30 protein-coding genes and 1 riboswitch are annotated in these 26114 nt (G+C 43.6%); of the genes, 3 read left to right on the top strand and 27 right to left on the bottom strand.

Annotation, left to right across the window (positions count from 1 at the left end; translation table 11 throughout):
* Positions 1-120: 120 nt before the first annotated feature.
* The 20 genes from QMF37_RS01625 to QMF37_RS01530 all read right to left on the bottom strand — a co-directional run bounded on the left by QMF37_RS01625 (position 121) and on the right by QMF37_RS01530 (position 18690).
* Positions 121-798, bottom strand: coding sequence for an alpha-ribazole-5-phosphate synthase (locus tag QMF37_RS01625; RefSeq protein ID WP_283476171.1), 678 nt, complete (start codon positions 796-798; stop codon positions 121-123).
* The gene (locus QMF37_RS01620) at positions 776-1270 is read right to left on the bottom strand and encodes an ECF transporter S component (RefSeq protein WP_283476169.1); all 495 of its coding nucleotides are present in this window, start codon (positions 1268-1270) and stop codon (positions 776-778) included. Before QMF37_RS01620 ends, QMF37_RS01625 begins: the two co-directional genes overlap by 23 nt.
* A gap of 1 nt (position 1271) precedes the next feature.
* Positions 1272-1862, bottom strand: coding sequence for a cob(I)yrinic acid a,c-diamide adenosyltransferase (locus QMF37_RS01615; protein WP_071153032.1), 591 nt, complete (start codon positions 1860-1862; stop codon positions 1272-1274).
* The gene (locus tag QMF37_RS01610; RefSeq protein ID WP_071153031.1) at positions 1834-2262 is read right to left on the bottom strand and encodes a bifunctional adenosylcobinamide kinase/adenosylcobinamide-phosphate guanylyltransferase; all 429 of its coding nucleotides are present in this window, start codon (positions 2260-2262) and stop codon (positions 1834-1836) included. The genes QMF37_RS01615 and QMF37_RS01610 overlap by 29 nt, the downstream gene beginning before the upstream one ends.
* On the bottom strand, positions 2214-2798 hold the full coding sequence (locus QMF37_RS01605) for a histidine phosphatase family protein (protein WP_071153030.1): 585 nt from the start codon (positions 2796-2798) through the stop codon (positions 2214-2216). Before QMF37_RS01605 ends, QMF37_RS01610 begins: the two co-directional genes overlap by 49 nt.
* Positions 2771-3541 carry an adenosylcobinamide-GDP ribazoletransferase gene (cobS, locus tag QMF37_RS01600; protein WP_283476166.1) on the bottom strand — a complete coding sequence of 257 codons (771 nt, stop codon included), beginning with the start codon at positions 3539-3541 and terminating at the stop codon, positions 2771-2773. The genes QMF37_RS01605 and cobS overlap by 28 nt, the downstream gene beginning before the upstream one ends.
* On the bottom strand, positions 3538-4995 hold the full coding sequence (locus tag QMF37_RS01595) for a cobyric acid synthase (protein ID WP_283476163.1): 1458 nt from the start codon (positions 4993-4995) through the stop codon (positions 3538-3540). Before QMF37_RS01595 ends, cobS begins: the two co-directional genes overlap by 4 nt.
* A gap of 4 nt (positions 4996-4999) precedes the next feature.
* Positions 5000-5548 carry a bifunctional adenosylcobinamide kinase/adenosylcobinamide-phosphate guanylyltransferase gene (locus QMF37_RS01590; protein WP_283476161.1) on the bottom strand — a complete coding sequence of 183 codons (549 nt, stop codon included), beginning with the start codon at positions 5546-5548 and terminating at the stop codon, positions 5000-5002.
* Positions 5530-6609, bottom strand: a complete 1080-nt coding sequence (locus QMF37_RS01585) for a pyridoxal phosphate-dependent aminotransferase (RefSeq protein ID WP_071153027.1) — start codon at positions 6607-6609, stop codon at positions 5530-5532. The genes QMF37_RS01590 and QMF37_RS01585 overlap by 19 nt, the downstream gene beginning before the upstream one ends.
* A complete protein-coding gene (gene cbiB / locus QMF37_RS01580; RefSeq protein WP_283476333.1) occupies positions 6596-7549 on the bottom strand; it encodes an adenosylcobinamide-phosphate synthase CbiB in 954 nt (317 codons plus the stop codon). The genes QMF37_RS01585 and cbiB overlap by 14 nt, the downstream gene beginning before the upstream one ends.
* Positions 7549-9012 carry an adenosylcobinamide amidohydrolase gene (locus QMF37_RS01575; protein ID WP_283476159.1) on the bottom strand — a complete coding sequence of 488 codons (1464 nt, stop codon included), beginning with the start codon at positions 9010-9012 and terminating at the stop codon, positions 7549-7551. Before QMF37_RS01575 ends, cbiB begins: the two co-directional genes overlap by 1 nt.
* Positions 9013-9014: 2 nt before the next feature.
* Positions 9015-10016, bottom strand: coding sequence for a FecCD family ABC transporter permease (locus tag QMF37_RS01570; protein WP_425439664.1), 1002 nt, complete (start codon positions 10014-10016; stop codon positions 9015-9017).
* On the bottom strand, positions 10000-10971 hold the full coding sequence (locus QMF37_RS01565; RefSeq protein WP_283476331.1) for an ABC transporter substrate-binding protein: 972 nt from the start codon (positions 10969-10971) through the stop codon (positions 10000-10002). The genes QMF37_RS01570 and QMF37_RS01565 overlap by 17 nt, the downstream gene beginning before the upstream one ends.
* A gap of 173 nt (positions 10972-11144) precedes the next feature.
* Positions 11145-11331, bottom strand: a riboswitch (cobalamin riboswitch).
* Between the two features lie 44 nt (positions 11332-11375).
* Positions 11376-13037 carry an arginine--tRNA ligase gene (gene argS / locus QMF37_RS01560; RefSeq protein WP_283476158.1) on the bottom strand — a complete coding sequence of 554 codons (1662 nt, stop codon included), beginning with the start codon at positions 13035-13037 and terminating at the stop codon, positions 11376-11378.
* The gene (locus QMF37_RS01555; RefSeq protein ID WP_058384424.1) at positions 13037-13444 is read right to left on the bottom strand and encodes a YwiB family protein; all 408 of its coding nucleotides are present in this window, start codon (positions 13442-13444) and stop codon (positions 13037-13039) included. The genes argS and QMF37_RS01555 overlap by 1 nt, the downstream gene beginning before the upstream one ends.
* A gap of 193 nt (positions 13445-13637) precedes the next feature.
* On the bottom strand, positions 13638-14861 hold the full coding sequence (locus QMF37_RS01550; RefSeq protein ID WP_058384423.1) for a cation:proton antiporter: 1224 nt from the start codon (positions 14859-14861) through the stop codon (positions 13638-13640).
* Positions 14862-14999: 138 nt separating this feature from the next.
* Positions 15000-15497 (bottom strand): antibiotic biosynthesis monooxygenase family protein, encoded by a 498-nt coding sequence (locus QMF37_RS01545; protein ID WP_283476155.1) that lies wholly within the window; start codon positions 15495-15497, stop codon positions 15000-15002.
* A gap of 568 nt (positions 15498-16065) precedes the next feature.
* Positions 16066-16938 (bottom strand): agmatinase, encoded by an 873-nt coding sequence (gene speB / locus QMF37_RS01540; protein ID WP_078080675.1) that lies wholly within the window; start codon positions 16936-16938, stop codon positions 16066-16068.
* Positions 16939-16941: 3 nt separating this feature from the next.
* Complete coding sequence (gene speE / locus QMF37_RS01535; RefSeq protein ID WP_283476152.1) at positions 16942-17775, bottom strand: spermidine synthase; 834 nt, start codon at positions 17773-17775, stop codon at positions 16942-16944.
* 399 nt (positions 17776-18174) lie between these two features.
* Positions 18175-18690, bottom strand: coding sequence for a YwhD family protein (locus tag QMF37_RS01530; protein WP_283476151.1), 516 nt, complete (start codon positions 18688-18690; stop codon positions 18175-18177).
* A 61-nt stretch (positions 18691-18751) separates the two neighbouring features.
* Here QMF37_RS01530 and QMF37_RS01525 point away from each other — a divergent pair, with 61 nt between their 5' ends.
* Positions 18752-18937, top strand: a complete 186-nt coding sequence (locus QMF37_RS01525; RefSeq protein WP_038704761.1) for a 2-hydroxymuconate tautomerase — start codon at positions 18752-18754, stop codon at positions 18935-18937.
* 844 nt (positions 18938-19781) lie between these two features.
* Here QMF37_RS01525 and QMF37_RS01520 read toward each other — a convergent pair.
* The 3 genes from QMF37_RS01520 to lipL are packed head-to-tail and all read right to left on the bottom strand — an operon-like array spanning position 19782 to position 22456.
* Positions 19782-20276 carry a YwgA family protein gene (locus QMF37_RS01520; protein WP_058384418.1) on the bottom strand — a complete coding sequence of 165 codons (495 nt, stop codon included), beginning with the start codon at positions 20274-20276 and terminating at the stop codon, positions 19782-19784.
* Positions 20277-21581, bottom strand: a complete 1305-nt coding sequence (locus tag QMF37_RS01515; protein ID WP_058384417.1) for an HD domain-containing protein — start codon at positions 21579-21581, stop codon at positions 20277-20279. It abuts the gene before it with no gap.
* Positions 21582-21634: 53 nt separating this feature from the next.
* A complete protein-coding gene (gene lipL / locus QMF37_RS01510; RefSeq protein ID WP_283476146.1) occupies positions 21635-22456 on the bottom strand; it encodes an octanoyl-[GcvH]:protein N-octanoyltransferase in 822 nt (273 codons plus the stop codon).
* Positions 22457-22631: 175 nt separating this feature from the next.
* On the opposite strand from lipL, the gene hemQ reads away from it, so the two are divergent.
* On the top strand, positions 22632-23381 hold the full coding sequence (hemQ, locus tag QMF37_RS01505; RefSeq protein WP_058384415.1) for a hydrogen peroxide-dependent heme synthase: 750 nt from the start codon (positions 22632-22634) through the stop codon (positions 23379-23381).
* A gap of 272 nt (positions 23382-23653) precedes the next feature.
* Here the strand turns inward: hemQ and QMF37_RS01500 are convergent, their stop codons facing one another.
* From QMF37_RS01500 to QMF37_RS01485, 4 genes are read right to left on the bottom strand one after another with little or no spacing between them, the layout of a single operon-like run.
* Positions 23654-24031: a DUF423 domain-containing protein gene (locus QMF37_RS01500; protein WP_071153021.1), complete on the bottom strand. Its 378-nt coding sequence runs from the start codon at positions 24029-24031 to the stop codon at positions 23654-23656.
* A 20-nt stretch (positions 24032-24051) separates the two neighbouring features.
* The gene (locus tag QMF37_RS01495; protein ID WP_071153020.1) at positions 24052-24318 is read right to left on the bottom strand and encodes a YwdI family protein; all 267 of its coding nucleotides are present in this window, start codon (positions 24316-24318) and stop codon (positions 24052-24054) included.
* 58 nt (positions 24319-24376) lie between these two features.
* Positions 24377-25057: a uracil-DNA glycosylase gene (locus QMF37_RS01490; protein ID WP_071153019.1), complete on the bottom strand. Its 681-nt coding sequence runs from the start codon at positions 25055-25057 to the stop codon at positions 24377-24379.
* Positions 25057-25776 carry a DUF4230 domain-containing protein gene (locus QMF37_RS01485; RefSeq protein WP_283476142.1) on the bottom strand — a complete coding sequence of 240 codons (720 nt, stop codon included), beginning with the start codon at positions 25774-25776 and terminating at the stop codon, positions 25057-25059. Before QMF37_RS01485 ends, QMF37_RS01490 begins: the two co-directional genes overlap by 1 nt.
* A 69-nt stretch (positions 25777-25845) precedes the next feature.
* Between QMF37_RS01485 and QMF37_RS01480 the strand changes: the two genes are divergently transcribed.
* Positions 25846-26100 (top strand): hypothetical protein, encoded by a 255-nt coding sequence (locus tag QMF37_RS01480; RefSeq protein WP_058384410.1) that lies wholly within the window; start codon positions 25846-25848, stop codon positions 26098-26100.
* The last annotated feature ends 14 nt before the right edge of the window (positions 26101-26114 follow it).

Raw genomic sequence — 26114 nt, 5'->3', positions numbered from 1 at the left:
TGTATTTATATAAGAAAAATTTGTTAGATGTACGCTGAAAAAATGCTAGGTACAGAACTCTCTTAACTTTCTACTCTTAAATAAAAAAGCATCATCCTAAAGAATGGATAATGCTTTTCCCTATCTAAACTCTATCTCAAAAAGATTTTCCCCAAAGTAACGCTGAGTGTATTCAGCTTTACTGTGCTGTACACCGACCAAAACACAGGTCGCCGGACCGCCAGAAGTTTCTGTGTTAAGCGCAGTGGATATTCCCACACGACGCTCCATCAACAACTCAAACTCTTGTGCGATTCCTTTTGAGCCGACTGGCCACATGCGTTCGATCAAGGCTGTTTCAAGGGCTGTCTTGAGGAGAACAAGATCCGCAATTTGATCCACCTTAGTCAGCACGTCTTCCCCAACAAGTGGAACACCATAAGCAAACCACCTAAGAGCATCTGCCGGCATAAAATTTCTTTTTCGTTTGCCAATCATTGTTACAGAAATACCCGATTGCAGCGTCGGCATATTGCTTTCTGTACTTCCCGAAATGGAGGGCACTAGCGTTTCTGCTTCAGTAAATAGTTCAGTGAGACCCGTAACGTAATCGTTCCACTCCGCAGCTCCACTAAAGTTATGAAGCAGCACTGCGTCTGGTTCGCTACCTGCAGCCCATTGTTCAAGTAACGCGACGCGTGCCGCAAACTTCGCAGTAATGGCATTAGGCGCATAGATGATGTCGTGCTGTTTTTCACCAATTCCTGCTGCATTGTCCGACGTAATGACAAAGTCATCAATCCATATTTCGTGACGCATAGTGTGAACCTCCACTAGCTTTTAGGACATACGGCATTAAAAGAGCAGCAACTGCTGCATTAATAGAAGCAGCAATTAACAGTCCTGGCACGGACGCATAAAAAAATGCGGGCGATAGTAAAAAGTAAAACGGCACTGCCGCTACTACTCCATTGCCAATAACAAATGCCAGCCATTTCAACCAATGCCTACCTGCTTGATGCAGTTTTGCGAACAGCCAAACAACAAGCCACATTTCGACTGCAATCATCAGGTGTAATGGTCCGAGTGGCATACCGCCAAATAGCGCCGAAATCAAGTGACCAAATGCCGCAATGGTAGCTGCCAGAGGTGCTGTAAAAAACAGCACCGCAATTAATGCGGGCATCGAATCGAGCGCAATAGACGTGATGCCAAGCGGAATTTTAATCATCCCGCCGATTGCCGATAAGCTAATAAATAACGCCGCAAGCGCTAATTTTTTTGTCGTCATCTCACTCGGCCGATTTCTTGCCGCGTCCGCCGCCTTTAAAGACTTTAGCGCTACGAACATATTCATTATCTGGCACACCTGCACGTGAATTGACGACACGCGATGCCGCAAATAGATAATCCGATAAACGGTTTAAATAACGTTGAACGACTAGTGGAAACTCTTCGCCTGATCTCATCAACGTCACTGTTTGTCGCTCAGCACGACGCGTAATCGTACGTGCAATATGCAAAGTTGCAGCTGCTGGTGATCCTCCTGGTAAAATGAATCGTTCAAGTAGTGGCGGTTCTTCCATTAGTTCATCGATGCGTTTTTCTAAAACTTCAACGGGTGCTTCCGTCATCTTAAAATTCGGCTCTTTTCGAACGTCAGCTAAATCTCCGCCGCAATCGAATAATTCGTTTTGTATCGCTTCTAGGTCTTCTAACAAATCGGCGTATTTTTCCGGTGCCAATTCCGTCATCGCTTTGCCAATAAACGAATTCACTTCGTCAATAGTGCCATAGGCTTCTACGCGTGGTGCATCTTTATCCGTACGTGCTCCGATTAAACTAGTTTGCCCTTTATCGCCTGTTTTTGTGTAAATTTTCATCTTGATCCGCCCCTTTTATTGTTTGTGGAATGCCGTACCAAATTCGTGTAATACTTTCTGCTTCATGAAATAAAAATTGATACAACCGGCCAAGAACGTCGCGCATTTCACGCTCGATCCGTTCAGTCGGCACGATGCCGCGATTCAAATCTGTCAGCACCCAAATTTGCAACAGTTGTTTCTGGCCAGCTATTTTCCTTACTTGTTCTATCATATACTGTTCTGAAAAACCTTGTTCAAGTTGTTGTCTCACCCAATTTTCTAAACCTGCAATAACGACGGTTTCTCGAGTTGCTATTTCAGGTAACCGAGCTTCATTCCAGTCAACATTATGGTTTTTCAATTGCTCTTTTACGTATTGCCGTTTGCCGTTAAAGGCTCCACCGAAAACGATGTGCATAATTCACGCTCCTCGAACGCTTGGCGACTCTGCCACGTTAACATGTGGCAACCACCATGCAGCGCAGTTTGATTTTGAAATTTGTCACCCAAAGCTTCAGCAATTAAGTAACGAATCGGTCCCCCGTGAAGAACGAGCGTAATCGCTTTACCTTCTGGCAGTTTCTTCAAACCTCGTTCGACTCGCTCCGCCATGTCAGCGAGACTTTCACCACTTGGTGGTCTGATCTGCCAAGGGTGATCTATCCAGTTCCGATACAGTTGACTACTTTTCAACTCATCGTAAGTTTTCATTTCCCATTGACCGAAATGACATTCCCGAAAATCTCTGTTTGCCTGGTAAACTGCATTGGGAAACAGGATAGCAGCAGTTTCTCGACATCGCTTTAAATCACTGCCCACAACTTTTTTTATCTGCAGGTCAGGCGTGGCTTTAAAGGGCAAAATGGATTCATCGGTCCAACCGATATAGCGTTTTTGTTCATTGCCTCGTGTAGCGGCATGGCGAATTAAACGAAGAACAAAAGACTGATCCATAATAAAATTTCCACTCCTTCCACATAAGCGCCGAACAAATCACCTGTAACACCGCCAAAATTCTTTAGGCACCAAGCGCGGTACAGCCAAAGTGAGACAAGTAATAGCATCAGCAAAATCAGCGCAATCCAACTAGTCGTACTCCAAACGGTCACAGCAAAGCTAAAACCCAGCCATGCAATCGCCAGTAGCCAGACGACTTTGTGATTTGTCCGTTGCTGAAAGAATGCTGCAAGTCCATCAAGTTTTGCTGACTTGGTTGAGCTGAACAAGACCAGCATGCCAATTCTTGAAAAAACAGGAATCCATAAAATCACTGCTAGAGAAACAGAGTCTACCGATTCGGCCACGATAATCACTTTTCCAACAATCGCCAGTAGTAACACCATCGTTCCAAAAGCACCAATCCGCGGATCTGCCATAATAGCTAAGCGTTTTTCTCGGTCTTGATAAGAAAAATAAGCATCGCCCGTATCTGCCAGTCCGTCCATATGCAATCCTCCGGTTACCACTAGGCCAATTGCGACAACGACAAAGCCGATTAGCAATGAACTGACATCCGTCGCATCACGTAACAACCAAACCGACACCGCTAAAACACTACCGAAAAGGATGCCTACTAGTGGCAGCATCGCATACATCGCCGTAATATGAATTTTTTCCATTGGTAATTGTTTTTTCACTGGGATCACTGAAAAAAATTGAAGCGCTAATAAAAGGCCTGTTCTTAGCTGCCGGCTCATTGATCGGCTTCCATTATTTCTATGACTTTCTCCCAGTCGAGATGACGTTTAACATGTCCTGCCCAGCGATCAAAAGGATCCTTCACTACTTCACGTGAAGGTATTGGTAGATTTTTCTGCCTTCGAATGGGTGCGAGAAACGCAGTACGGCAGTGTAGATCCTGGAAAAACCCATGTAGATGTGTGCCCAGTAGCCGATTATGAAAATATCCCTCTCCTATATCTCCACAATGCATAAGCGGATAAGCGGATGCTGTCACTTTACCGTGATGAATTTCATAACCTGCGACTTCAACTTCTGCATGTTCAAACTTTACTGTAGCTCTCTGGCGTCGAACCATTTTCTGCTTTTGAAACTCCACATGCATAGATGGGATCAAGCTAAATCCTTCTTCATTTTCTACTGCTGTGCCGTCGTAACCTTGTGGATCTGTTAAGGTTTCAGCAAACAGTTGAAAGCCTCCGCACAAACCGACAATCCATGTGTTGCCGTACAGTTCACTCAGTTTGGCTCCAAGCTTTTGCTGTTTCCAGTAGCGCAGATCTGCAATGGTGCTTTTCGTGCCTGGTAACAGCAAGATATCTGGATGTCCAATATCAGCAACTGTTTCAGCCCAACGAATGGTAATATCTGGTTCATTGAGAAAAGGTTCAATATCTGTGAAGTTTGACATATAAGGATGTTTGCAGACAACTAGTTCAATCGCATGTTCAACTCTGGATATCTGCTGAACAGCTTGAACTCCAAGCGAATCTTCTTGTTCGATTTCATGACGATCCATATGAGGAATAACTCCGAGTACCGGTATGCCTGTATACGATTCAAGAAAACGGATACCCTCTTCAAAAAGCTGTACGTCGCCTCTGAATTTATTAATGATTAGACCCTTAACTCGCTGTTTTTCGGGTATCAAAGCGAGCGTTCCGATAATCGATGCAAAAACACCACCTCGTTCGATATCGGCTACTAAAATTACCGGAACATCTGCACGTTTAGCAACCGTCATATTAACTATCTCGCGGTCGTTTAAGTTGACTTCAGCTGGACTCCCAGCTCCTTCAATAACTAGATGAGTAAAGTCTTGCGCCAAATTTGCTAGTGCTTGATCGATTGCTTTTAATCCTTTTTCGTAAAACTGTGCTCGGTAATCCATACCATCCATCGTTTCAAGTTTTTTACCAAATAAAATCACTTGCGATTTCATCCCACTTTCAGGTTTCAGTAAGATTGGATTCATGTCTACGGTCGCTAAAACACGCGCTGCTTCTGCTTGAACACCTTGCGCGCGACCAATCTCTTCGCCAAGTATTGTGACGTAGGAATTGTTCGACATGTTCTGCGATTTAAAAGGAGCTACTTCGAATCCTTCATCAGAAAAAATTCGGCAAAAAGCTGTACATATCATGCTTTTTCCGACATCTGATGAAGTTCCTTGAATCATTATTCCACGCATTTTTTCACTTCCTTCTAAATGACAACCCATTTTCCATTTCGAGTGCCTGATCAGCTTGCTGAACGAGCCAAATATGAATACGCCCAAGCCAGCTTTGGTACAGTCGATCTCGCACAAAGTCGTCTAATACTTCATTTGAGACAATTGTCAACAAATGGACTGTATTCAACATTTCCAGAATCGTCTCTTGTAACTTACCCCATTTCTGCTCCATGCAGTCTTCAATGTCAGCACACATATTGCCCGTTTCCCAACCTTCATAAAGTTCATTGGCAAGCCACGTTGTTACGCAGTCCCATAGCACCAAATCGTCCGGTTCAAGCTCTTGTAACACATTTGCCATACTGTAGGCTTGCTCAATAGTTAGCCAGCCATCTTCCTGCCGATCTTTTCGATGACGTTCAATGCGCTCGATCATCTCTTCATCATAAGCTTGACCGCTAGCCAAATAAATCCTCCGGCCCTTGCCAGTATCACGTACAAGCATTTCTGCATAAGCGCTTTTGCCGCTACGAACTCCACCACTGATAAAAACTAATTGACCTCGAGCCATGCTGCAATCGCCTCCCGAAGTTTCTCCATATTTTCCGTTGACTTCATGCCGATTCGGAACCACTTGCCATCCATTCCTCGGAACGATTCCGTGTGTCTAAGGACCATTCCTTTTTTTAATAGTTCTACGAAAAACGCTTGAGAATCATACGGGTCTGGCAACTGAAACGACAAGAAATTAGCGGCAGAATCAGTTGTTCGACAATGATTTCTACTAAAAAACTGCTGCATCTTCTGTCGTTCTGCTGAAGCGGCTCCAATCACCTTGAAGCGATAACTGACTGCTTTCAGACAATCTGCTCCAATCGCAGCAGACAAGGCATTAACATTCCAATGTGCCGCTCCTTGCTTTAATTGATCGATTGTTTCAGTTTGACTAACCGCATAGCCCAGTCGCAACCCAGGAATTGCATACATTTTGGTCATCGAACGAACAATGATAACATTCGGAAATTCCTGTAAAAACGGCATAAACGAAACTTGTTCGCCAATAAAATCGATAAAGGCTTCATCAAGTACCAGTTCGCAGTTTTGAATTAAACAAGCTTGCGCTATTTTTTTAAGTGTTTCGAGGTCTAACAAAATACCTGTAGGATTCTGTGGGTTGCAAATGTACAGCGCCGTGCAGCCTACAATGGCGGGTTGAAGTTTTTCCAACGTCAATTTCCAGCCATTTTCCGGTCCCAGCTGAATCACTCTGATCTGAACGTTTTCCGATTCCAGCGTTTGGCGGTATTCAGAAAATGCCGGTTCGATTAATACTACTTGTTGATTGCGATATCTTCTAGCTAACCAAGTGAAAATCTCAGCTGCACCGTTCCCTATAGCCAGTTGGTCTACTTTTACTTGATGAAATTTTGCAGCTGCTGTGCGAAACGGTTCTCCTTGTGGATCGGGATAAGTTCCGACCCGTTCTAGCATTTTGGGCCACTGTTCTGCCAAGAATGCAGGTGGACCGAACGGATGAACGTTTTCGCTGAAATCCACAATTTGCTCAGGGGGAGTGATTCCAGCTTGTTTATACAGATGTAGTGGATTAGCTCCGTGATTAGGCAATACCAAGCAAGATCCCTCCTAAAACAAATAAAATGAAAAATCCAATGGTGACTCGTTGCATGTGTCCAACAGTGTCATGAATATGTCGTGCTTCTAATGGATAAATCGGGATTCCCATTCGTGCACGGTAAGTCTCGACTCCACGATAACGATTTACACCACCGAGCTCAATGCCCAGTTGCACCGCTGTAGCCGCTTCTAACCAACCACTGTTTGGACTTGGATGCTTGGGTGCATCTTGTAGCCATTTCGCAAAACGTTGATGTAAGGACAGTGCCTGTTTGTTTTCTGTCATGATTAAAATCAAAAAGCCGGTTAACCGACTCGGAATGAAATTCAGCACATCATCGGTTTTTGCTGAAGCAAAGCCAAACTTCTCAAATTCCTCATTATGGTAACCGACCATTGAATCCAGCGTATTGACCGCTTTATACAACCATAATCCAGGTGCTCCAAGCAAAAATGCCCAGAATAATGGCGCGGTCACACCGTCGCTCGTATTTTCAGAAACCGTTTCAACAACGCCTCGCGTTATTTCACTTTCATTCAAGCCAGCTGTATCTCTGCCGACAATCCAAGATAATTTTTCACGTGCTAACACCATATCTTTATCGATCAGCGGCGTGTAAACATCCATCGCTGCGTCTTTTAAGCTCTTCTGGGCAAGTCCAGAAGCAATCAGTAAAGCTTCTAAGACAATTCCTACAAAAAGGTTCAACGAGTACGCCAGTGCGACAACTAGATAAACAATCAAAAACACGGTCAAGGCAATAGTTCCTACTAACAAAAAGCCGTTTCGGTAGGCGTTTGCCCCCTTGTTCCAGCGACGCGTTAATGTGCTTATTGCTGTGCCGATCCAGCGAACCGGATGCGGCCAATTTGGTGGATCTCCAACCATACGATCGATGGTTAAACCTAGCACTATCGCGATAATATGTGCCATTATCAATTTTTCGCTTTCGCTAGTTCATATAATTTGAGTGCTTCGACAGTACACTCAAAAACGCCAACACCGATTAATTTTCCAAGCTCGGTAATTGGCCCTGCATAAGGCAATTGCTCCCCTTGTTGCGTTGCCGCAACCAAACAACTATCAGTCGATGTTCCGGTTGCAATTGTACCAGTCAGCGGATCTTTAACTTGCTCTTGTTGAAGTGCTTTCGTTTTGGCTTCAGTCGCCGTAATCATTGCTTGGATAAATGCTTCATCCGACAAAACTCCATTAACTAGTATCCATGTGTTGATGGTACCAACGCGTAGCGTACGTTCTACTGCTTTTGAGACATCCACACCGTTTCCAACGCCTGCAGTTACCGCAATGACGACCGAACCAAAAGGACCTGCATATTCTTTAACAATGGCATCTTGCGTTTGAACCGCTGTCATCATTCCTACTGTATCCGTCGTTTTCAAGCCATTTCCCGCAATATACTCCGTCATTTCGTGAACACTATCATCTACATTATAAAACGCATCCACATGGCGATTCATAAAATTCCGGAACCATCCGGAGCCTGCATTGACGACTGCTGAGGAAACCGTTTTTAACGGAATGGGGCTTTTGTATAGCACCATGTCTTTAGAAATCTGAAATTCTTCTGCCCGAATTTTGAAGATGGCTGAAGCATTCTTAACTCCTGGCAATAAAGTGATTTGCGGCTTTGGTAATTCAGGATGTGGGTGATTGCTAACTCGCGTTTTATAGACCCGTTCAATATCCTGTTCGCGAACCACTTCATGTGGTTCACCCATTCGAACAACTTGACCCCGGTCAAGCAACAATAATTGATCGCAATACATAGACGCCAAATTGATATCGTGAAAAATCGAAACAATGGTTAACTCTTTTTCAATAGCTTGCTTTTTAATGGTATCGAGCAATTCCTTTTGATGGTTAATATCTAAGTGGTTCGTTGGTTCATCTAATAGTAAAATGCCCGCATCTTGCGCTAATGCTTGTGCGACGAAAACACGCTGCTGCTCGCCACCAGACATCCGGTCAATTTGCGTTTTTTCATAATGGCTAATGTCCATCAAGCGCATGGCTTCTATAACGGTCCGCTCATCTTCTTCAGACCATGATGAAAACCAGCCCCCTTGATGCGGATACCTGCCAAGCGAGACCGTTTCTCGAACTGTATGGGAAAAGGCGTGTGTATGCAATTGAGGCAATACCGCCATTTTTTTCGCTAGTTCTTTAGCTGGAAAATCTGCAATCGACATACCTTCGATTCGAACTTCGCCGCTTTCAGCTGGCAATACACCACTAATTAATTTCATTAAGGTCGATTTGCCGCTACCATTTGGCCCTAAAATACCTAGAATAGAGCCTTTCTTCACAGTAAAAGATACGTCTTTTACGATATTTTTATCGCCGTAGCCACCTGTTAGATCCTTTATTTCAAGCATTGTTATACCCCTCCTTTGCGCTGCCGGAAAAAGATAAAGGCAAATACCGGTGCGCCGATAAACGCCGTAATGACACCAATTGGCAATTCTGTTGGTGAGATAATCGTTCGTGATACCAAATCACAAACGATCAAAAGAGCGGCTCCATTAATAAACGACAAAGGCAAAACGTGGCGATGATCCGATCCCCATAATAAACGGGTCATATGCGGAACGACCAATCCGACAAAACCAATCGTTCCAGAAACCGAAACAGCGGCTCCTGTTAGTACCGATCCGCCAATCAAGATCGTCATTTTGCTCTTTTTGACATCTACGCCTAAGTGCTGCGCGCGTTCTTCACCGAACAGCATCGCATTTAATTCACGACGCTTTAGCCATAATATGAAAGAACCGATTAACACAAACGGCAACGCCATTCGGACATATGGCCAACCACGCATAGACACACTGCCGAGCAGCCACCCGATAATTTGCCGTAACTCTTCTCCTGTTAAAGCAATCATTAAAGAAATAATTGATCCAAGAAATGAACTAAAGATGATTCCAGTTAAAATGACGGTTTCCATTTTCATCGAGCGATCCACCAGTTTTGCAAAGCTCATAACGGCAAACATCGTCAGCAATGCTCCGATCATGCTCATAACCGGTAAGGTGAAGGGTCCTAAAAACGGTATCGAAATACCAAAAAAGAGCGTCGTCACAGCGCCGACTGAGGCACCGGAAGACACTCCCAGGGTGTAAGGATCGGCCAATGGATTTTTTAAAAGCCCTTGGAACGCAGCACCCGCAATCGCTAACGCTGCTCCAACAAGCCCTGCCAAAATTACGCGAGGCATGCGAATATTCCATAAAATATTGGCCGCCGCTTCATCTGATGACGGATTCCACAGCACAACTGGTGAAATAGAAACCGTTCCAACGGTCACCCCGAGCAATACGGCTCCTACTAAAATCAGCAGAGAGACGCTGTATGCTACTAGATGTTTACTCATTGAAAACATCAGGATAAACTGCCTGTGCCATTTCCATTAGTCCTGCAGTTAAACGTGGTCCTGAACGAGTGAGCATATCTGAATTTAAACTGTAGATGGCATCTTCTTTAACAGCTGTTACTTCTGCAAAGCCGCCACGTTTTTTAATTTGACCGACTGCATCTTCAACATAATCGCCTTCTGTCGTGATCATAACATCCGGATTTGCTGCAACGATTGCTTCTGGGTCCATAATAACCCATCCTTCTAATTCGCCAGCAACGTTTTCCGCATTAATCAATGTCAACATTTCATCCATGAATGTGCCGCTTCCCGTTGTGTAAATGTCCGGTTGGCTGCCGACTTCTAAAAAGACCGTTTTGGGTTCTTCAATTGTTGCTGCCAGTTCTTCGATTTCAGCCACTTGGACTTCCATTTCTGAAACTAGTTTTTCTGCTGCTTCCATCGTTCCTGTCGCTTGTGCAATTTCTGTAATTGAATCGTAAACTTCTTCAAAACTAGCCGCATTTTGAACGACGAATACGTCAAGGCCTGCATCACGTAATTGTTGCAATCCAGCATCTCCAACACCTAGTCCCGATTCGTGTGCAAGCACTAAGTCTGGCTGAAGGCTAATAATTTTTTCTACATTAAATTCTTGTCCCCCAATTTTTTCAACATCCGCTGTTTCTTCTGGGTAGTTATCATAATCGGATACGCCGACCATTTTTTCGCCTAATCCTAATTCATAAGCAATTTCTGTATTCGATGGAATCATCGAGACAATAGCTTCTGGCTCTTCTTCAATAACAATTTCATCTCCGACTGCATCTATGATGGTTACCGGATATTCAACTTCTGCTACTTCTGCCGGTGGTTCTGCTGGTGTTTCGACATCCTCTTCAGGTGTTGCCGCATCTCCACATCCTGCTAGTAAAACGGCTGCTAATCCCGCTGTTGCTCCAAACTTCCAAAACTTGTTCATCATTAAAATCCCCCTAGAGTGTCATGTTTTTGTTATAAAAATCGCTGCAGGCGGACGCTGATTTGTGGACTACTTAAAACTGACACAAAACAAAATCCCCCGCAAAGTTCTGCGAGGGATTGAAAGGACGCCATAAAAAAGCATGCGCATCCAGCCTTTCCTCGCAGGCATATGGGTGTGTTGTCATAAAGGCAGGTCTCCTGGCTTGTGATCATTGGTGTTTGCACCTTCCCAAAGCATTGCTTCAGTGGCATATTGCAAATTCCTCTCACATACAGTGGCGGGACCGCGCCGGAGTTGAACCGGCTTCCCTTTTAACTCATGTTCTTAGACATAAGCACCTTTATGAATCGCTATAAAGTTCGAATTCTGTTTCATTATACACGTAACCGTTTAGCTTTCGCTTACATTTTTTCAGGAGCTCTAACGCCGACTGTTTTGAGTGCATTCGCTAACGTTGTTTTCACAGCCGTGATCAATGCCAAACGAGCACTTGTCATTTCGGCGTTTGCTGCATCTAATACTTTATTGGCATTGTAGAAACTATGGAAATTTGACGCCAATTCTTGAATGTACGTTGTAATGCGGTGAGGTGCACGTTGTTTCGCTGCATCTGCGATGACTTGTGGGAAATCCCCAATTTTTTTCAACACATCAATTTCTTTTTCAGAAGTCAACAAGTTTAAATGCTCTTCTGAAGCTAGTAAACCTTGTTCTTCTGCTTGACGCAAGATTGAGCTAATACGAGCATGCGCATATTGCGAGTAATAAACCGGGTTTTCGTTGGACTGAGAAACAGCCAAATCCAAATCAAAGTCCATATGCGAATCGCCTGAACGCATCGCGAAGAAATAACGAACGGCATCTAGTCCAACTAGTTCGACTAGTTCGCGCATCGTTACCGCTTTTCCTGTACGTTTACTCATCTTCATTTTTTCGCCGTCTTTGTACAATTGCACCATCTGAATAATGCTCACTTCAAGTGTATCACGGTCATAACCAAGCGCTTCGATCGCCGCTTTCATCCGTGGAATATAACCGTGGTGGTCAGCACCCCAAACGTTGATCAGCTTGCCAAAACCGCGTTGCAATTTATCTTCATGGTAGGCAATATCCGGCATTAAATACGTATACGTGCCATCATTTTTAATTAAGACACGATCTTTGTCATCTCCAAATGTTGTTGACCGGAACCAAGTAGCACCTTCTTCTTCAAAGACATGACCATTTGCACGGAGCTTAGCTAATGCTTCATCGATTTTACCATTTTTGTATAAGGATGATTCTGGGTACCATTCATCAAACTCAACGCGGAAGTTTGCTAAATCTTGCTGCAGTTTAGCCAATTCCACTTTTAACCCGTGTTGACGGAATGTTTCAAAACGCTCTTCATGCGTCATGCTGACAAATTTTTCGCCATGTTCTTGAACCAGCGCTTCTGCGATGTCTTTAATATCTTGGCCACGGTAGCCATCTTCTGGCATGCTGTCGCCTTTGCCAAGTGCCTCAAAATAACGCGCTTCGATCGATAAAGCCAAATTGTTAATTTGGTTACCGGCATCGTTAATATAATATTCACGAGATACATCATATCCAGCCAAGTCTAGAATGTTGCATAGCGAATCGCCGACTGACGAGCCACGCGCATGCCCTAAATGCAGGTCTCCAGTTGGATTAGCCGAAACAAACTCTACTTGGATGCGTTCATTGCCGCCTGCCGTTGAACGCCCGTAATCTACTTTTTGCTCTAGTACGGTTTTGACAACGTCCTGCAAATAATCTTTTTTGATTGTAATGTTGATAAATCCGGGTCCAGCAATATCTACTGTTTGGATGTTCGCTGCATCTTTATCAAGATTTGCTACAATCGCTTCGGCAATTTCACGAGGTGGCTTTTTCGCCAAACGTGTTAATTGCATCGCAATATTCGTTGCATAATCGCCATTTGTTTTATCTCTCGGTGTTTCCAACTGTACTTCAACTGATTCTGTTGTTAACTCTGCTTTTTCGATTGCTTCCGCAAATGCTGTTTTAATGGCGTGTTGAACTTGTTCTACTGCATTCATTATTTAGCCTCCATAAATTGTATTTCCATTTCGTATTCACCGACATGTTCTGACCCTAATGCCATATCGTATCGAACCTTGAATCGTGTATCACTGATCAACAGTTCATGCGCTTTCGTCGTCAACATAAACGATCCTTGTTCATTTGTCAGATTGCCGGTTTGTTCTTTATGTAATAAAAAAGGGAGCCGCATCTGCAAGCCGCCGCTTCTCATAATCACCGCTTCATTTTCTTGAAGTTTAACCATCGTCCGAATTTCAAGGTCATCTTGCTGCTCGGCATACTGCAAATAGCGCAGCTGGTTTTTCTCCGTTAATGTTCCTCGAGATTCCAATACCATTACTTGTTCTTCCATTTCCGGCTGACGGATCGTCGTTGTCAGTTTTATTTGTACTGTCTTTTGCATGTCTCTCCGCCTCCCCGTCAAATAATAACCTTCTCATTATAGCCCGATTCACTCGGCTTTTTCAATACAGCACCTACTTGTTTGCACCAGTTCTTTTTACCGGGACGTTGCGAATGGAGAAATTCGATAAATTTATAGCAAAAACCGACCCTTTATTTTAGGGTCGGTTTATTTTTCATTCGTATGATTGGGTTTATCTTGACTGAAGTCCTAATAGTTTAATCAATGGTTTGATGGTTAAGCCTTGAATGACTAAAGAAAACAGGACGACCGCAAACGTTAGGATTAAAATCGTTTCACGTCCGTCGAAACTTGCCGGGAGACTTAATGCTAAGGCAATCGATAAACTCCCTTTTAACCCGCCCCAGTTCAATAAAATCCGCTCTTTACGATTTAAGTCTTTAGCCGGCATTGTACTGAAAAACAGAGCAACAACTCTCGCCACTAAAACAATCACAATGGCCAACAAGATGATCAACCATTGACCAGAAAAATCGATATTGCGAATTTCCAATCCGACAATCAAGAAAATTAACGAATTCGCAATAAGTGTGATGACGTCCCAAAATGTATTAATCGCATTTTTCGTTAACTCTGACATCCCGATTTTACCGCCGTAATCATTAAAAACAAACCCTCCTGCTACTACAGCGATGATTCCAGACACGTGTATATGCTCTGCGATAAAATAACTCCCGAAAAATAATAATGCAGAGATGGCAATTTCAAAAGGATAATCGTCATAAAAGCGAATAACTTGTGAAAAGAGGTACCCCAGAATGACACCCACCAATATGCCTCCTACAGCAAAACGAAGAAATAGCAACACACCACTGCCTAAGCCTGCCCAGCCCATATCAATATAAGTCAGTAAATAAACAGACGCGATTTGAAATAAGACGATCGCAATTCCGTCATTAAAAAGAGATTCGCCTTCCATAATTGTGGAAAGCTTTTCTGAAACCCCTGCAGATTTAAAGATGGATAAGACACTGATTGGATCGGTTGCGCTCATCAATGCCGCAAACGTAAAAGCGACTGCTAAAGGAAGACCTAGCAAAAAATGAGTTAAAAACCCAATCACAACAAATGATATAAATGTTCCACCTAAAGCAAGGCCTAATACGGTCTTTCTTCGTTTGTATAAATGATGAAAAGGAAGCTTTAACGTAGCATCACCAAGCAGGATAGGTAAAAACAAAGAAATGATGATCACTTGGAAAACTTCCGATTGTGTAATAAATTCTTCGGCCATGTCAATGAATGGAAATGGTAAGCTAGTCGTTCCCAGCAAAAGACCTACCAGAACTAATGCAATGGTGTCTGGTTGCTTGATTTTTCTGGCAATCCCGACAACTGTAATCGCAATGGCCAATAACACCAAGATTTGGATGAATACCTCATCAAACTCATGCATAAGTCACTGTCCTTTCTTTTTTATTGCTTTCTTCATCTATATCTCTAATTGGATTTTAATAAACGTAGCGCCCACTATTTCTGGAACCAAAAACAGACGGGAAAACAATTCGTTTTCTCCGTCTGCCTTATTTTAATGTTACTTCGTATAGGTAGTGACAAAAGAAGGTCGCGGAAAAATATTTGGTCGTTTGTCTATCCCTTCTTTTGTACCACGTTTTGCATGTGCATGACCATATGCTTGTGACTCTTGCCAATCTTTAAACGATTTCTCGTCTTTCCATAAAGTTAAAATAGTATAAGTATCCGAATAAAGCGGACGCAGTACACGTATTGCTGCAAAGCCAGGTTCTTTTTCTACCATTCCAGCTCTGTTTTGAAAACGCGATTCAAAAAGATCGCGACCTTCATCTGTTACCGGAATATTGTTAAAAACCGCGTAGCCGCCGTCCTCAATATGGCCCACAGCGTTTAACACTTCATACGCTTCTGCGTTGCGTAAAGTTGTCCCGTCTCCTGCCTCGTAAAGCACAACAGCTTCTTTCTCATTCTGTAACTGGATCATGTTCGCATTTGGTTGGTCTGCCTTAATTTGTTCGACTTGAGCTTGTGGCCCCGTCCATTTATACAATTTCATGCTACGCACCTCTTCTACTGGATTCTTTTTTTCATTTTACCGTTTTCAAGAGAAGTTTTCTAATTTAGGCTCTTGCCACCATAAGAAAACCCGTCTAGAAACATTCCAGACGGGTTTGACGGTCTATTTAATTGGCTGGAAAAACGCCGCTTCGCTAGCGCGTCTTACGCCCGTCGAATCTACACAGCCGCTTGCGCTTTTCTTATTGGCTAGCTCTAGCGGCTAGTCCCTCGGGGTCTTAAGTCAGCCCACTGCGGAAATCAAGATTTCCTGCGTGTTCTGTCTTAAGCCTGTCGGGACTGAACAGCCGCTTGCGCTTTTCTTATTGGCTAGCTCTAGCGTACAGCTCTTTGGGTCATAAGCCGTCTCGACTGTGCGGCAAAGAACGCCGCTTCGTCGATCCGTCTTATGCCCGGCAGAGATACATGTGCGCTTTCGCTTTTCTTTTTGGCTAGCTCTAGCGGCCAGATTCTAGGGTCATAAGTCACTCTAGCTGTGCGGCTGAAAAAACGCCGCTTCGCTAGCGCGTCTTACGCCCGTCGAATCTACACGGCCGCTTGCGCTTTTCTTATTTCACCCAACCTAAAATCATTTCGCGCATTAATTTGCTTGCTGTGTTCGCTGTTTGGTCGGAATGATCGTACACGGGTGCTAGTTCTACAAGGTCAAAACCGACGACATTGACACCTGATGCTGCGATTGCATGGATAGAAGCTAGTAATTCGCGAGACGTGATACCGCCTGCGTCAACTGTTCCGGTTCCTGGTGCGTGTGCAGGGTCTAGTACGTCCATATCAATCGTGACGTACACATTGCGCCCTTCAAGCGTTGGCAAAACTTCTTTTAACGGCTCGAGCACTTCAAATTTCGAAAGGTGCATGCCGTTTTCTTTGGCCCAGTCAAATTCTTCTTTCATCCCTGAACGAATACCAAATGAATAGACGTTCTTCGGTCCGATATGATCTGCGATTTTGCGTATCGGTGTCGAATGCGAATATTCTTCACCTTCGTAGTTTTCGCGAAGGTCTGTGTGCGCATCAAAGTGAATAATTGCCAGATCATCGTATTTGCTAGCGACTGCTTTCATTACGGGCAATGACACCAAATGCTCGCCGCCCATGCCCATTGGAATTTTTTCGTCCGCTAAAAGAGTGTGTACATACGTTTCGATTTCCACTAAGCTTTTTTCCGGATTACCGAATGGTAACGGAATGTCGCCTGCATCAAAAAACTTAACGTCTCCTAGCTCACGATCAAGGTACGGGCTATATTCTTCTAGTCCAATTGAAACTTCGCGAATTTTGTTCGGACCAAAACGAGATCCCGGACGGTAACTAACTGTCCAGTCCATCGGCATGCCGTAGAGAACGGCTTTTGATTCTTCGTAATTCGGGTGGCTTTTAATGAATACTTTTCCTGAATACGTTTCGTCAAATCTCATGTGTTATTCTCCTGTCAAATCTTTCACGAATTTCGGTAATACAAACGCAGCGTTGTGTAACTCTGGCGTGTAGTATTTCGTGTCGATTTCATGGAAACGTTCTGCTGGTACTTCTAGTGGGTTGTACTTTTTCGAACCAATCGTGAATGCCCATAAACCGCTCGGGTACGTTGGGATATTCGCCAAATACAGACTAGTGATTGGGAAAATTTCTTTTACATCACTTTGCACTTGTTTGATCAAATCTGCTTTAAACCATGGGTTGTCTGATTGGGCAACAAAAATTCCGTCTTCTTTTAAGGCTTTTGAAATTCCTGCATAAAAACCTTTAGAGAACAAGTTTACAGCGGGTCCAACAGGCTCTGTTGAATCTACCATGATGACGTCAAATTCGTTGTCTGATTCTGCAATGTGCATAAATCCGTCTCCAACGATCACTTCTACGCGTGAATCTTCTAAGCCTGACGCAATGCTAGGCAAGAATTTTTTCGAGTACTCGATTACTTTTCCATCAATGTCGACAAGTGTCGCTTTTTTAACAGACGGGTGCTTTAAAATTTCACGAATTACGCCGCCATCACCACCGCCAACGACTAATACGTTTTCTGGGTTCGGGTGTGTAAACAAGGGAACGTGTGCAACCATTTCGTGATAAACAAATTCGTCTTTTTCAGAAGTCATGACCATGCCGTCTAAAAATAGCATATTGCCCCATTCCGCTGTTTCTGCCATTTCAAGATATTGAAAATCTGTTTGTTCTGTATGAAGGGTTTTATTGATTTTCATCGTAATCCCAAAGTTTTCTGTTTGCTTTTCTGTATACCAAAATCCTGCCATCTATAACCAAACTCCTTTTCATTCTGAATAAAATCCACTTAAAAAAGTATAAGTGTTTTCCAAAAAAGTGCAATATTTATTTCATACTCCTCTTTACCCGCTCAAAGCTGCACTACACTAAAAATAAAAAGGTTTTCTGTGCAGGGAACTTTTTCCCTGCACAGAAAACCTTTTTAAATCCTGATGGTGCGGAGAAAGAGACATGAGGCATTGGGCTTGGGTTTTATCGCAATGGCTCACGGCACTTGCTCGCTATCAGGTGTCCTAGCTTTCTATTGAAAAGCTGTAGTTCTAGTGTACTGCCTTTTATAAACAACTTCAACCGTACGGTAGACGCAATTTTAAATGTCACAATCTGTTCAATAAAGCATTTTTTTATTAGACAAAAACATTTATTTATTAGCGACCCAAATCTTGATGAAGTTGTTCTGTGCTATTGTTCCACATTTCTGCATTATGCGATGCTAAATAGTCGGCCAGTACGCGTTTTGATGGCTCATCCATTTGGTCCACAAGAATTTTGCGTTTCATTGATTTGTCCATGCGGTTCACGTGATCTGCTAAAATTTTGTAGCCTCTTCGTTTTTCACGATTGACGACCATTTCACACGCTGCAACTCCGGCGTAATAAGGGCCTACCGGATTAAAATCGATGGTGATCCACACAAGCCAATAATCTTTGCCACCTGCCGAATCTTCTCGGTTAGTTGTAAATTTAATGCCGCGCTCTACTTCACTGCGGGCATGCATGGCACCGATATCAATAAACGCTTCTTGCTCTTCTACGTCAATAAATAAGGGAGAAACATTCTCCAAAGATAGAGATCCAATGCCATAACCTTTATGGCCGTCCGTTGGATCATTTTTTATAATGGTAAATCCTACTTTTTGTTTTGGTTTTTCTTCATTCGCCATTGTCTGAATCCTCCGTTCTGCTATGATGATAGTATTCTTAAGAAAAGGAGCTGTATTCATTATGCCATACGTTACTGTAAAAATGCTCGAAGGTCGCACAGAAGACCAGAAACGCGCACTTGTTGAAAAGGTATCCGAAGCCGTTTCTGAAACGACAGGCGCACCAATCGAAAACGTAACCGTCTTTATCGAAGACATGAAAAAAACAGATTACGGCACAAAAGGCAAACTCTTTAGCGATCAATAAAGAAAAGTGAAAGCAGCCGTGTAGATTCGACGGGCATAAGACGCGCTGGCGAAGCGGCGTGTTTTCAGCCGCACAGCTAGCGTGGCTTATAACCCGAGAATCTGGCTGCTGGAACTGGACAACTCGAAAAGCGGAAATGGCCGTTCAGCTTCGACAAGCATAAGACGCGCTGGCGAAGCGGCGTGTTTTCAGCCGCACAGCTAGCGTGGCTTATGACCCGAGGAGCTAGGCACTTGCAACTGGACCATAGAAAAGTGAAAGTGCCTGTTCAGCTCCGACAGGCATAAGACGGACCAGCAGTGTGGTGCTCTCTGCCACACAGTTGGGTTGGCTTATGTCCCGAGGAGCTAGGCACTTGCAGCTGGATCAATAGAAAAGTGAAAGTGCCTGGTCAGCTCCGATAGGCATAAGACGGACCAGCAGTGTGGTGCTCTCTGCCACACAGTTGGGTTGGCTTATGTCCCGAGGAGCTAGGCACTTGCAACTGGACCATAGAAAAGTGAAAGTGCCTGGTCAGCTCCGACAGGCATAAGACGGACCAGCAGTGTGGCGCTCTTTGCCACACAGTTGGGTTGGCTTATGTCCCGAGGAGCTAGGCACTTGCAGCTGGATCAATAGAAAAGTGAAAGTGCCTGGTCAGCTCCGACAGGCATAAGACGGACCAGCAGTGTGGCGCTCTCTGCCACACAGTTGGGTTGACTTATGTCCCGAGGAGCTAGGCACTTGCAGCTGGATCAATAGAAAAGTGAAAGTGCCTGGTCAGCTCCGATAAAAGCTAGATTAGACATTTCCCATAAAATAGCCAAAAAACTCCCGTTACGGGAGTTTTTTCGTTTGCTGCTTGTTATGAACTCAATTCCGCAATAAAGGCAAAAGAATCTTCTATCTCTTCTACTGTAAAGTTAAGTTTTCCTTTGACGATGTGTAGCTTGTCAATTTGTTCCTGATGAGGTAAATTATCGAAATACAAGAGTGTTGCGGTTAACTCTAAAAAACGGCCACTTTTGGCGTTCAGTTTTTCAGCAGTCGCTGGGTTTTCTAAAATAGAGGTGCCCAAAACCTTGCGAAACTCCTGACCTTCTTCTGTTACCGTATATTTATATTGAACATAAGAACCTTTATCCTCCAATGCCTCTGATAAAAATCCCATGTCGCATAACTCCTCTACACGAGCAGTCAATTCCTCTGAATACGGTCCATAAATATGAAACTCGTATTTTTCCTGAAACGGAATGTCCAGCTTCTTCATGATGTAAATCATTTTCTGCAATTTCTTGCGACCGGTTACACCTTCTGCAGTGGCAATAAAATCCACAATTTTTGCGTGTTCTTGGAGCAACTAGACCCCTCCTTCTCGAAGCATTTCCAAAATCTGCTGCTTGATGGCTGTCTTTTTGCCGTCGATCAACAGTTCAGCTGGAAAATACAATTTATAATCCGTTCTGCGTTTACCTGAAATCGCATCCACAATTTGTGACAAGCGTGATAATTCTTTAATATCACCATTTGGCATTAACAAATGAATTGGCAAACGTTCCTCTTCTTCACCCGGGCGATAAAAATCATAAGGCAAGTCAGAAGTTGAATCATCAATCAAATAATACTCTGGGTCTATGCCGGCAGAACGAAACAATTCGGTCAACTCGCCCAGCTTCTTGTAATTCTTGGCTGGATCAAAATCGACATATTGAAACAAACGCCTGTTGACAAATCGGTCGCACAAGTCCGAAAGAATCGGATCACGTTCGGTCATCCATAATTGAAAATAAGTCATTAAGACGCCTTCATCTAGCGCCAAATAGTCTTTCAACGTAAAACTGCGGTCAAAAAATGATAAGAAATGAGTTGGAGGTTGTTCGAATTTATAGCCATTTCCACTCAATTCTTTCGCCCGTTGAAGGATTTTCCGTAAAATCACTTCTGCACTGCGCGCAACTGGATGGAAATACACTTGCCAATACATTTGGTAGCGGCTCATGATGTAATCCTCAACTGCATGCATCCCACTCGATTTGATCACCACTTGATCACCTAGTGGGCGCATCACCCGTAGAATTCGCTCCATATCAAAATGACCGTACGAAACCCCCGTATAATAAGCATCGCGCTGAAGATAATCCATGCGATCCGCGTCGATTTGACTAGAAATCAACGACACAACCTGTTTATTTGAATACGTTTTAGCGATAACTTCTGCCACTTTCGTCGGAAACTCTGGTGATACGTTCTGAAGAATTTCGTTAACCTCAGTATTTCCAAGCAGGATTTTCCGTGTAAATTCTTCGTGATCGACAGAGAAAACTTTTTCAAATGAATGCGAAAACGGACCGTGTCCCAAGTCGTGAAGAAGCGCTGCGCACAACACTACTAACCGTTCATTTTCATCCCATTCTGGACGACCGTGAAAAATATCATCCGAAATCCTGCGGACGATTTCATAAACGCCAAGCGAATGGTTGAACCGGCTATGTTCCGCCCCGTGAAAGACTAAATATGAAGTGCCCAATTGCTTGATCCTGCGCAAACGCTGAACTTCGCGCGAATTGATCAAGTCCCAAATCACTTGGTCGCGCACGTGGACATATCGATGAACTGGATCTTTAAAGACTTTTTCTTCGGCTAATTTTTGTGTTGCGTAACTCACCCGCGCACCTCCGTTTTTTCATGTAACAGCTATTCTACACCAGTGCCACAATGCTATTCAAGAGGACGTTCTAGCATTTTTCGGTTCCGCTCAACTACACGATCTAAATAAAATCCGTATAACTCTGTTTCATCAGGCTGTAGCGCCATCGGTACTGGTGACCCCATCAAAGCATGTAAATCTACAACAACTTCTTGGACAGTAATTTGTCTTGCCAATAGTTCACTAAGCGATGCCATTGTTTCTGGTTTTATTTCAGGATAGGCAAACTTTGTTTCTTCGCCTTGGAGTCCCGCTTTGTAAAAGTCACGAATGACCTCTGCACGCTGTGCGCCACTACCTTCAATACATAAATAAACTTGAACAGCGATGCCGCGACGAATTCGGCGCTGTGAAATGCCCGCGAATTTCCGACCCCCAATGCTGAGATCGTAAGAGCCTGGACAATACGATCCCACGATTTCGTAGGCGTCAATATCCGCTTCAGGGAATAATTCACGCACCAAATCGAGCATCAAGTCGTAACCCGCTGAGATATCGATGGCGTTGTCTTTTTCCGATAGCACGAGCGAGATGTTTAAAACGCCGGCATCCAGCACAACTGCCAGTCCTCCTGAATTCCGTACAATCGGCGTAAAGCCATGGTCTTTTAATACATCCATGCCTTTTTCAATATGCGGCAAACGATGATCTTGGATTCCTAACACTACCGTATCGTCGTGCACCCATGTTCGAACGGTTGGCGTGCTCTTTCCCGCCCCCACCAACTCGCATAATGTGTCGTCTGCTGCAAATGATTCAAGCGCAGAGCGACTTTTCGCGCTTAACGATTGATCCCAAAAACGCCAAGCTGTTTCTTCAAAAAATAACGGCATATTTTTTTCTCCTCTTTCTGCAATTCCATGTCTCTAGTTTACTCTTTTCAGCAAGCACTGAAAACCCATGGACGTCATGTCAAATTAGTGACAGCCATTTGTTTTAAAGGAAGTTGTATGGCCAGTGTGATAAACTGATTGATGAGAGATTTACATTAAAAGGAGTGTTTGAGTAATGAATGAAGCTGCAATTACATTAGACGGCTGGTACGTTCTCCATGATTTCCGCTCAATGGACTGGGTTTCGTGGAAAATGCTAACGGACGAAGAACGCCAATTCGCGATCGACGAATTCCAAGCATTCATGGACAAAATCAACCAAGCTGATGAAAATAAAACCGGCGCACATGCCTTGTATTCAATTGTTGGCCAAAAAGCTGACTTGATGTTAATGATGTTACGTGAAACGATGGACGAATTAAACGAACTTGAAACAGAATACAACAAATTGACATTGATTGCTTATACAGTTCCTACGTACTCATACGTTTCAGTTGTTGAGCTTTCTAACTACCTTGCCGGAAAATCAGATGAAGATCCTTACCAAAATCCACATATCCGTTCTCGTCTATACCCAGAACTTCAACGTTCGCAGTATATTTGCTTCTATCCAATGGACAAGCGTCGCGACGGTGATGATAACTGGTACATGCTCCCAATGGATACACGTAAAGAATTAATGCTATCTCATGGTAAAATCGGCCGTAGCTATGCTGGTAAAGTCAAACAGATCATTTCTGGATCTGTCGGCTTTGATGACTACGAATGGGGCGTTACTTTGTTTGCAGACGACGTTCTTCAATTCAAAAAGTTGATCTACGAAATGCGTTTTGACGAAGTCAGCGCGCGTTACGCAGAATTTGGTTCATTCTATGTAGGCACACGCCTAGATGCCGAACGCACAACTAAAATGTTAGAAGTTTAATTGATCTATATTGAAAAGTCGCCCTTTAGGCGACTTTTTCTATTTGAATTTTTGTGACCGCACCTCGTGAAGAGATTTCCAGCAAACTTTTATGAATTTATTCCAATTATTTGGATATACTGTCCGAATGGAACAAAATACTGTCCGTTTCGCGACAAATACTGTCCGAATTCCATCGAATACTGTCCGAATCATATACTTTACTGTCCAAACGGCAAAACGACTCAAAAAAAGGGCAATTCGCGCGAAGCGAATTGCCCTTTTCAACGTCATTATAATGCTTTAGCTGCAGCGATAATGACCATGATCCAAGCGGCGATAAACGCAATGCCTCCGATTGGCGTAATAGCGCCAAGAACGCCGATTCCCGTCAAACTTAATACGTATAAGCTACCTGAGAAAATAACAATTCCGGCAAGCATTAAATAACCGGCCCAACTTAATGAACTGAGTGATCCGAGTAGCGTTGAACTCATCAAGATTGCGACAACGATCAAGCCAATCGAGTGAAACATTTGATACTGTACGGCAGTTTGCCATGTATCCAAATACTTGTCTGCAACACGACCTTCTAAAAGGTGTGCGCCAAATGCGCCGAACGCTACAGATAAAAGAGCGTTAACCGCTCCAGCAATTAAGAAAAACTTCATAGTTAACTTCCTCTTTCCATTTAAAATTCAAACAGCGAATCGCCGTTTGCGTCTTCTTCTTTCAGCTTGTTGACGGCAGATACTGTCTGCGTTTGCGGCTGAGGGGAAGAAAGCGGCACGGCACGTGGGGTTTGAATGTCGCTCATCGGTTGCTCGTCTTCTAACAACAAATCGCATAATGCACGAATGGCTACGACTGAGTCGCGAAACTTTGAAGAATCGCCATCCCGAGCACGCGTCGTATGCTTGTCGATTTCATTTAAAATACGCGTCGTATCGATGGCCATGATACAGCCCCTCTCCGTTTTGATTTAATTCCAGTTTAACACGTCCACCTGCTACAGTTCAGTCCAAACAAAAATCAATAGGCTGTTGTCCGCGGCTTTGTAACAGACTGTTCACTTTTGAATAAGGCCGACTGCCAAAAAATCCACGATGGGCGCTGAGCGGACTTGGATGAGGCGCTTCAAGCACATCATGTTTATCGAGGTCAATCAGTCGTTTTTTCATTTGGGCAGGTTTGCCCCATAATATAAAAACAATTGGCTCTTCGCGCTCGGACAATTTACCAATCACGCTGTCCGTAAACGTCTCCCAGCCTTTGTTGCGATGCGAATGTGCTTCTCCTGCTCTTACTGTCAATACGCTGTTCATCATTAAAATGCCCTGGTCGGCCCATTTCGTTAAAGTGCCATCTTTTGGTTTTTCGCAACCAATATCTTCTTTTAATTCTTTCAGCAAATTCCGTAAGCTTGGCGGATGCGCTACTCCGGGTAAAACAGAAAAACTAAGTCCATGTGCTTGGTTGGGACCATGATATGGATCTTGTCCGAGAATAACGACTTTTACATCGCGATAGGCAGTATGTTCAAAGGCCGACCAAATATTTTCCATTGCAGGATAAATCGTTTGCTCAGCGTATTCTTCTTTCAAAAACGCACGCAGCTCCAAATAATACGGTTTGTCGAATTCTTTACCGATGACCTGCTGCCAATCGTTGTGAAAAATTTGTTTTTTCAACTCCATCACTCCTCGAACTCGACTGTAACATCATAATTGACCAAGCCGAACATCTCTTGAACAGAACGCGCAGCATTATCTTCGGCCGTCTGTAACACACCTTGGCCTTCGGTTTCTTGAAGCATCAACTTTTTAGCTTCTTCTGCCAGTTCGTAAGCTTCAGAAATGTCAGCCCCGCTGCGAAACAGCCCTTCATACGAATAAACTTCTACTTGATCCATGAACAATTCCGGTCCTCCTAGAAATTCTGCTGGGGGCAATGTTAATGTCGCTGTTTGAGCATCTTCATCGAGTACTATATCGTCTTCAGATACTTTGGAAAAATCAATTCCAGCTCGTACTGACCCTGGAATAACAACCAATAATTGCCGTTTTGTACCAGGCAAATCGAGGCCAATCTCCTGACCAAATAATGAATTGTCCTCGCGTTCGATAATCACTTTCGAAAAAGCTTCCGCTGTGGACAGTTCATTCAAGTCCTGAATCTGTTCTAAAAAAGCGCCTTTACTTTCTGTGAAGGTGCTGCCTTTAATCATCCAAAAAGCTCCAAGGGGCAAGGCCACTAAAAGTAATAGTAAAACCACAATGAGCACTAAAAAAGAATTGCGAAAAACACTCATCATCAGTTTGGCATATTTCCAGAAGCCAGATTCTTTCGTATCCCCTTGCTCTTTCATTTCTTCTAACAACCGTTCGATTTCAGTCATCCGTGGATCTTTAGCCAAAATATCCCCTACTTTCTTATGTTCTATTTATCCAGCTTCATGGTACGATTGTCCAAAGGAGCGATTACGATGGCCGATTGGCGCGAAAAGATTACGAGTGTTTCAAAAACGAAAGGCACAACAGCTCCTGAAAGCGCAAAGCGCGCTGGACTAGGCTGTTTAGGTGTAATTATTGCTGTTGTTTCTATTCTAACATTACTTATTACGATTGGTCTTTTCAAAAGCGGCTTTGTTTTAATGGGCATTTTTGCGACTGCCTTTTTGCTTATTTGCGTTGCAACTACCGTTTTACTGCTTGTCCCGAATAAGCGTAATTCGTTGTAAACACTCGAAATTTT

Origin of the sequence: Planococcus sp. S3-L1 (assembly GCF_030063085.1) — a bacterium.
Lineage (GTDB): Bacteria > Bacillota > Bacilli > Bacillales_A > Planococcaceae > Planococcus > Planococcus kocurii.
Note: the sequence above shows the minus strand (reverse complement) of the source record. Positions and strands in the feature narration are given on the sequence as shown.

Excerpts from the sequence above, each read along its gene's own strand:
- QMF37_RS01625 (WP_283476171.1), bottom strand. The coding sequence starts at position 798 with ATGCGTCACGAAATATGGATTGATGACTTTGTCATTACGTCGGACAAT.
- QMF37_RS01620 (WP_283476169.1), bottom strand. The coding sequence starts at position 1,270 with ATGACGACAAAAAAATTAGCGCTTGCGGCGTTATTTATTAGCTTATCG.
- QMF37_RS01615 (WP_071153032.1), bottom strand. The coding sequence starts at position 1,862 with ATGAAAATTTACACAAAAACAGGCGATAAAGGGCAAACTAGTTTAATC.
- QMF37_RS01610 (WP_071153031.1), bottom strand. The coding sequence starts at position 2,262 with ATGCACATCGTTTTCGGTGGAGCCTTTAACGGCAAACGGCAATACGTA.
- QMF37_RS01605 (WP_071153030.1), bottom strand. The coding sequence starts at position 2,798 with ATGGATCAGTCTTTTGTTCTTCGTTTAATTCGCCATGCCGCTACACGA.
- cobS (WP_283476166.1), bottom strand. The coding sequence starts at position 3,541 with ATGAGCCGGCAGCTAAGAACAGGCCTTTTATTAGCGCTTCAATTTTTT.
- QMF37_RS01595 (WP_283476163.1), bottom strand. The coding sequence starts at position 4,995 with ATGCGTGGAATAATGATTCAAGGAACTTCATCAGATGTCGGAAAAAGC.
- QMF37_RS01590 (WP_283476161.1), bottom strand. The coding sequence starts at position 5,548 with ATGGCTCGAGGTCAATTAGTTTTTATCAGTGGTGGAGTTCGTAGCGGC.
- QMF37_RS01575 (WP_283476159.1), bottom strand. The coding sequence starts at position 9,012 with ATGCTTGAAATAAAGGATCTAACAGGTGGCTACGGCGATAAAAATATC.
- QMF37_RS01570 (WP_425439664.1), bottom strand. The coding sequence starts at position 10,016 with ATGTTTTCAATGAGTAAACATCTAGTAGCATACAGCGTCTCTCTGCTG.
- QMF37_RS01565 (WP_283476331.1), bottom strand. The coding sequence starts at position 10,971 with ATGAACAAGTTTTGGAAGTTTGGAGCAACAGCGGGATTAGCAGCCGTT.
- argS (WP_283476158.1), bottom strand. The coding sequence starts at position 13,037 with ATGAATGCAGTAGAACAAGTTCAACACGCCATTAAAACAGCATTTGCG.
- QMF37_RS01555 (WP_058384424.1), bottom strand. The coding sequence starts at position 13,444 with ATGCAAAAGACAGTACAAATAAAACTGACAACGACGATCCGTCAGCCG.
- QMF37_RS01550 (WP_058384423.1), bottom strand. The coding sequence starts at position 14,861 with ATGCATGAGTTTGATGAGGTATTCATCCAAATCTTGGTGTTATTGGCC.
- QMF37_RS01545 (WP_283476155.1), bottom strand. The coding sequence starts at position 15,497 with ATGAAATTGTATAAATGGACGGGGCCACAAGCTCAAGTCGAACAAATT.
- speB (WP_078080675.1), bottom strand. The coding sequence starts at position 16,938 with ATGAGATTTGACGAAACGTATTCAGGAAAAGTATTCATTAAAAGCCAC.
- speE (WP_283476152.1), bottom strand. The coding sequence starts at position 17,775 with ATGGCAGGATTTTGGTATACAGAAAAGCAAACAGAAAACTTTGGGATT.
- QMF37_RS01530 (WP_283476151.1), bottom strand. The coding sequence starts at position 18,690 with ATGGCGAATGAAGAAAAACCAAAACAAAAAGTAGGATTTACCATTATA.
- QMF37_RS01525 (WP_038704761.1), top strand. The coding sequence starts at position 18,752 with ATGCCATACGTTACTGTAAAAATGCTCGAAGGTCGCACAGAAGACCAG.
- lipL (WP_283476146.1), bottom strand. The coding sequence starts at position 22,456 with ATGCCGTTATTTTTTGAAGAAACAGCTTGGCGTTTTTGGGATCAATCG.
- hemQ (WP_058384415.1), top strand. The coding sequence starts at position 22,632 with ATGAATGAAGCTGCAATTACATTAGACGGCTGGTACGTTCTCCATGAT.
- QMF37_RS01500 (WP_071153021.1), bottom strand. The coding sequence starts at position 24,031 with ATGAAGTTTTTCTTAATTGCTGGAGCGGTTAACGCTCTTTTATCTGTA.
- QMF37_RS01495 (WP_071153020.1), bottom strand. The coding sequence starts at position 24,318 with ATGGCCATCGATACGACGCGTATTTTAAATGAAATCGACAAGCATACG.
- QMF37_RS01490 (WP_071153019.1), bottom strand. The coding sequence starts at position 25,057 with ATGGAGTTGAAAAAACAAATTTTTCACAACGATTGGCAGCAGGTCATC.
- QMF37_RS01480 (WP_058384410.1), top strand. The coding sequence starts at position 25,846 with ATGGCCGATTGGCGCGAAAAGATTACGAGTGTTTCAAAAACGAAAGGC.